The following is a 5587-nucleotide window of genomic DNA, read 5'->3' as shown; positions in this document are numbered from 1 at the left end:
GCCCCACGCCCCCGCTCCCCCCGGCTCCTCCGTCATGACACCGTGACGGCCCCGTCATGGCCGGGATCGGTTCGCGCCCCGGACCGTTGGGGCACTATGACGGGGTGGCAGCCGCGAGGTCGTCCGACGACACAGCCGGCCCGCTCCGCAGAAGCGGGCGGGCCATCGGGCATGCCGTACGCGTGCCGGTCACCGGCACCGCCAAGGGCATCCGCCGCGCCACCCACGCGCACGGCGCGGGCGAGTCGGGGCTCGGCAAGCTGATCGAGCTGCACGCCGTGAACGGCGCCGGCGATGTCATGATCACCGTCGCGCTCGCCTCGACCGTCTTCTTCTCCGTACCGACCGACGAGGCCCGCGGCCGGGTCGCGCTCTATCTCGCCATCACCATGGCCCCCTTCACCCTGCTCGCCCCGGTGATCGGCCCGCTCCTCGACCGTCTCCCGCACGGCCGCCGCGCCGCCATGGCCGCCGCGATGTTCACCCGGGCCGCGCTCGCGGTCATGATGTCGGCCGCCGTGATCACCGGCGGCCTGGAGCTGTATCCGGCGGCGCTGGGCGTGCTCGTCGCGTCGAAGGCGTACGGAGTGGTCCGCAGCGCGGTCGTGCCGCGGCTGCTGCCACCGCGCTTCTCGCTCGTACGGGCCAACTCCCGGGTCACCCTCGCCGGGCTGCTCGCCACCGGTGTCGCGGCGCCGATCGGTGCGGGGCTGCACCAGATCGGGCCCAAGTGGCCGCTGTACGGCGCGAGTCTGGTCTTCCTCGGCGGAACGTTCCTGGCGTTCACCCTGCCGCACAAGGTCGACTCGGCGAAGGGCGAGCGCAAGGCACGCCTGGTCACCCACGGGGACCGCAACGGCGACAGCCGCAACGGGAAGAACGGAAAGCGCGGCGAGAGGCGGCCCGGTCTCCGTACCGTCGGCCCCTCCGTCCTGCACGGCCTCCAGGCCAACGCGGCCCACCGCGCCCTCTCCGGCTTCCTGATCTTCTTCCTCGCGTTCCTGCTGCGCGAGCACCCGCTGCCCGGCCAGTCCGCGGCCGTCTCCCTCGGTGTGGTGGGCGTCGCGGCCGGCGCGGGCAACGCGCTGGGCACCGCGATCGGCGCCTGGCTCAAGGCCCGCGGTCCCGAGCTGATCATCGCCACGATGCTGGGGATCGCGCTCGGCGTGGCGATTCTCGCGGCACTGTTCTTCGGCGGCCTGCTGATGGCGCTGCTGTGCGCGACGGCGGGCCTGAGCCAGGCGCTGTCGAAACTGTCCCTGGACGCGGTGATCCAGCGGGACGTACCGGAGGAGGTGCGGACCTCCGCCTTCGCCCGCTCCGAGACGCTGCTCCAGATGTCCTGGGTGGTGGGGGGCGCGATCGGGATCGCGCTGCCGCTCAACGGGGTGCTGGGCATGTCCGTCGCCGCGGCGATCATCGGTACGGGGGCGCTGACCGCCGTACGGGGGCTGCTCACCGCGGCCAGACACGGCGGCGCCTCGCACCCGCGCGTGGCGTGACGCCGGTCTCGCGGCACGGCGCCCGCGCGACCGTGACCAGGGGCGGCTCGCCGTACCCCCTCGCGGGCCCCGCCGGTACGACCGATAGCCTTCGGCCCATGACCGTTGCGTTCTTCTCTGGCAGAGCCCGCAGGGCCGGCGTCGCCCTCGGTGCCGTATCCGCCGGGCTCCTCGTCCTCGCCGCCTGTGACAAGCCGACGCCGCTCGCCACCGTGACGGTCGGCGACAACTCGGTCAACACCGAGGCCGCCTGCTACAACGACGGCGCGGCGATCAAGCCCGCCGACATCCAGCCCTGTCTGAACAAGAAGGCGGAGAGAACCGTCGAGGTCGCGATGGACGACCAGGTCCACTTCGGCGTCGACCCGGTCATCGCCGAGCACGGCTGGACCCTGTTCATCGACGGCCAGCAGGCCGAGCAGGAGCCGTACAAGAAGACGTACCGTACGATCCCCGGAAGCGCGTTCTTCGCCAGCCAGACCGGCCAGACGACCAATTCCACGCAGGTCAGCATCGTGGAGACCAGCGGCAAGGAACTGATCGGCATCTGGCAGTTCGAGTTCAAGAAGACCTCCTGACCTCCGGCCCACCGGCCACTGACCGCGCCCTCCTGGAAGGCCCCCGATGCGCGTACTTGTCGTGACGGCGGTGGCGGCGGAGGCCGACTCCGTCGTCGCGGGGCTCGGCCGGTTCGCCGGCAGCGGTGTTCGTGAACTGACCGGCGGATACGAGATCGCGAGCCACGCCCAGTACACGCCGCGCCCGGGCTCCGTGCAGATACCGGTGGTGGATGTGCTGGCCGGCGGGGTCGGCCCGACGGCGGCGGCCGTCGCCACCGCGACCGCGCTGGCGGCCTCGCCCTACGACCCTCCGTACCACCTCGTCATCTCGGCCGGTATCGGCGGCGGTTTCGCGGGGCGCGCCCCGGTCGGCTCGCTGGTGGTCGCGGACTCGATGGTCGCGGCGGATCTGGGTGCCGAGACGCCCGACGGTTATCTGCCGGTCGACGAACTGGGCTTCGGGCGCAGCGTCCACCGGCCCCCGGCGGAACTGGCGGCCCGGTTCGCCAAGATCCTGGACGCCGGCCGGGCCGATCCGGGGACCCCCACGGTCCTCGCCCCCGTTCTCACCGTCTCCACCGCGACCGGCACGGCGGTCCGCGCCGCCGCGCTGGCGGAGCGTCATCCGCGTGCCGCCGCCGAGGCGATGGAGGGGTACGGGGTCGCGGAGGCCGCCGCCGTCCACTCCGTACCGTGTGCCGAGATCCGCGCGGTCTCCAACACCGTGGGACCGCGCGACCGTGCCTCCTGGCAGATCGGCCGGGCGCTGGAATCGCTGCGGCACGCCTTCACGCTGCTCACCCCGGTCTTCGAGGAGCCGTCATGACCGCGCAGTCACCCGTGCCCGAGGCAGCCCCGGCCCCCGCCGCCCCGCTGCGGATCGCCTACTCGCCCTGCCCGAACGACACCTTCGTCTTCGATGCCTGGGCCCATGGCCGGGTGCCGGGCGCGCCTGCTGTCGATGTCACCTTCGCGGACATCGACATCACCAACGGCATGGCGGAGCGCGGCGAGCTGGACGTGCTGAAGGTCTCGTACGCGGTGCTGCCCTGGGTCCTCGACGAGTACACCCTGCTGCCCTGCGGCGGCGCGCTCGGCCGCGGCTGCGGTCCGCTCGTACTGACTCGGCAGCCTGGCACGGACCTGACCGGCAAGACGGTCGCCGTACCGAGCGAGCGGTCGACCGCCTATCTGCTGTTCCGGCTGTGGGCGTCGGATGTCGTACCGGACGGGGTGGGCGAGGTGGTCGTCCTGCCGTTCCACGAGATCATGCCCGCGGTACGGGACGGCAAGGTGGACGCCGGACTCGTCATCCACGAGGCGCGGTTCACCTATCGGAATTACGGGCTGCACTGCCTTGCCGACATGGGCGAGCACTGGGAGACCACGACCGGCCTGCCGATCCCGCTGGGCGCGATCATCGCGAAGCGCTCTCTGGGTGCCGAGACGCTGGAGCTGCTGGCGGAGTCGGCGCGCAGGTCGGTACGGATGGCCTGGGACGATCCGGAGGCCTCACGCCCGTATGTCCTGGAGCACTCCCAGGAGATGGATCCGGCGGTGGCGGACCAGCACATCGCGCTGTACGTCAACGAGTTCACCGCTGATCTGGGCGACGACGGTTACGCGGCGGTCCACGGGCTGCTCACGCGTGCCGCGGCCGAGGGACTCGTACCGCCCCTCGGCCGTGACGCGCTGCGTTTCACCTGATCCGGGGCCGGTCATCCGGTCCGGGGCCGGATCATCCGGCCCGGAACCGGTGTTGTCGGGCCGGGGGCCCGAACCCGGTCCGGATGCGGGCGACTTCCTCTGTCAGGCGACTTCCTGTGTCAGGCGACTTTCGGTGTCAGGCGACTTCCTGGGTCATACGTCCAGCTGGTCCGCGACCGCCCTCAGCAGGCCCGCGATCTTCGCGCCATGGACCTTGTCGGGGTAGCGGCCACGCTCCAGCATCGGCGTGATGTTCTCCAGCAGGGTCGTCAGGTCCTGGACGATCGAGGCCAGTTCGTCGGGCTTGCGGCGCTGCGCCGCCGCGACCGACGGGGTCGGGTCGAGGACCGTCACCGAGAGTGCCTGGTCTCCCCGCTGGCCCGCGACCACACCGAACTCCACGCGCTGGCCTGGCTTGAGCGCGTCGACTCCGGCAGGGAGGACCGACGAGTGCACGAAGACGTCGCCGCCGTCGTCACGGGAGAGAAAGCCGAAGCCCTTCTCGCTGTTGAACCACTTGACCTTGCCGGTAGGCACGTCTGTCCTCGTCCTCGTACTCGTTGGGGCGCTGGGCGCGCACAAAAAGGGCTCTGGATAGCACTACAGCGGGTCCACCGACCCGCCACCCCCAAGGCTAATGGTCCAGAGGCTGGTGACAAGACGTCGCCGGATGGTTCCTGTCCGCTGCTGTCCGCAGGGAACTACCCTGGTGAGGTGACTGCTACTCCTGCACCCCGTACCACGGACGAGCCCGGGCCCGGCGACGGACTCGTCCGTATCGGTGCGATCGTCTTCATCGTCGGCGCGATCGCGACACTGATCACTGTGGCGCCGCTGTTCCTGGGGACGGACCCGTTCCCGTCGTTCGCGTACGCCGTGTGCATGCTGATGGGGGTCGGATTCCTGATCGCCGGGGCGGGGGTGCTGCGTTCGATCGCGGCGCAGCGCCGTCAGGCGAAATCGGCGGCCTGATCAGTGACCGGGGTGACCGGAGCGGTCGCGGTGCCCGAGGTGCCCGAGGTATCCGGAATGCCCGAAGCGGCCGGGGCAGCCGGGGCAGCCGGAGCGATCGCCAAGTCGCCGGGCAGCGCCGCCGCGTAGCCGTTCAGCCACGCAGGGAACGCCGTCAGGTCCGGGAGGATCACATCGGCGCCCGCCGCCCGTAGTTCCTCCTCGTCGCACGGTCCGGTCGGTACGGCGACTGAGAGCGCTCTCGCCGTACGTGCCCCGCGCACATCACCGGTGTGGTCGCCGACGTACACCGTCGCGCCGTGCGCGCGCAGCGCCTCGCCCTTCGCCTCCGCCCACAGCCAGCCGATGACCGCGTCGGGCTCGATGCCGAGGTGGCTGAGATGGAGCCGGGCGTTCGGCTCGTGCTTCGCGGTGACGACGATCGCCCGGCCGCCGAGCGCCCGTACCGCGGCGATCGCCTCACGGGCGCCGGGCATCGCCGGGGTCGGGGCGATGGCGAATGTGGGATAGATCTCCCTGTAGCGGTCGCCCATCTCCTCGATCCGGTCCTCGGGGAACCAGTGCGCCAGTTCCTCTTCGAGCGGCGGGCCAAGCCGGGTGATGGCGAGATCGGCGTCGATCGGGACCCCGGTCTCGGCGGAAAGTGCCAGGTAGGCGGCGTGAATACCGGGGCGGGAGTCGATGAGGGTCATATCGAGGTCAAAGCCGACCGTGGGCGCGTGACGGGCCGTGGAGGAAGCCATGGCACCCATTGTGCCCAGGGGGATGGCTTGAACCGGGTGCTTAGACTTAGCCAAACCTAACCAGCCTCGACCTCAGCCGGCCCAGCCCGCACCCGCACTCGCC

General features: G+C 71.3%; 6 protein-coding genes and 1 pseudogene. 5 read left to right on the top strand and 2 right to left on the bottom strand.

The features are described 5' to 3' along the window. Positions 1–104 precede the first annotated feature (104 nt). The 4 genes from WH07_RS32050 to WH07_RS32035 all read left to right on the top strand — a co-directional run bounded on the left by WH07_RS32050 (position 105) and on the right by WH07_RS32035 (position 3769). On the top strand, positions 105–1502 hold the full coding sequence (locus WH07_RS32050; protein WP_046507947.1) for an MFS transporter: 1398 nt from the start codon (positions 105–107) through the stop codon (positions 1500–1502). 98 nt (positions 1503–1600) lie between these two features. Next, the gene (locus tag WH07_RS32045) at positions 1601–2080 is read left to right on the top strand and encodes a hypothetical protein (protein ID WP_046507943.1); all 480 of its coding nucleotides are present in this window, start codon (positions 1601–1603) and stop codon (positions 2078–2080) included. 46 nt (positions 2081–2126) lie between these two features. Next, entirely contained in the window at positions 2127–2888 is a 762-nt protein-coding gene (locus WH07_RS32040; RefSeq protein WP_046507942.1) for a futalosine hydrolase, read from the top strand. Next, entirely contained in the window at positions 2885–3769 is an 885-nt protein-coding gene (locus tag WH07_RS32035) for a 1,4-dihydroxy-6-naphthoate synthase (protein WP_046507940.1), read from the top strand. Before WH07_RS32040 ends, WH07_RS32035 begins: the two co-directional genes overlap by 4 nt. A 153-nt stretch (positions 3770–3922) precedes the next feature. On the opposite strand, the gene WH07_RS41860 is transcribed toward WH07_RS32035, so the two are convergent. Further along, positions 3923–4306 (bottom strand): cold-shock protein, encoded by a 384-nt coding sequence (locus WH07_RS41860; protein ID WP_046507938.1) that lies wholly within the window; start codon positions 4304–4306, stop codon positions 3923–3925. A 177-nt stretch (positions 4307–4483) separates the two neighbouring features. Here WH07_RS41860 and WH07_RS32025 point away from each other — a divergent pair, with 177 nt between their 5' ends. Then, positions 4484–4741 (top strand): hypothetical protein, encoded by a 258-nt coding sequence (locus WH07_RS32025; RefSeq protein WP_046507936.1) that lies wholly within the window; start codon positions 4484–4486, stop codon positions 4739–4741. Positions 4742–4860: 119 nt separating this feature from the next. Here the strand turns inward: WH07_RS32025 and WH07_RS32020 are convergent. Beyond that, positions 4861–5484, bottom strand: a pseudogene (locus WH07_RS32020) (HAD family hydrolase); the annotation flags it as partial. Positions 5485–5587: the final 103 nt, after the last annotated feature.

This window comes from Streptomyces odonnellii (assembly GCF_000981895.1).
GTDB lineage: Bacteria > Actinomycetota > Actinomycetes > Streptomycetales > Streptomycetaceae > Streptomyces > Streptomyces odonnellii.
The sequence above is the reverse complement of the archived record's forward strand: the minus strand, read 5'-3'. Positions and strand labels throughout refer to the sequence as shown.

Bases quoted from the DNA above. Each gene is read 5' to 3' on its own strand.
- WH07_RS32035 (WP_046507940.1), top strand. From the start codon at position 2,885: ATGACCGCGCAGTCACCCGTGCCCGAGGCAGCCCCGGCCCCCGCCGCC.
- WH07_RS32040 (WP_046507942.1), top strand. From the start codon at position 2,127: ATGCGCGTACTTGTCGTGACGGCGGTGGCGGCGGAGGCCGACTCCGTC.
- WH07_RS32045 (WP_046507943.1), top strand. From the start codon at position 1,601: ATGACCGTTGCGTTCTTCTCTGGCAGAGCCCGCAGGGCCGGCGTCGCC.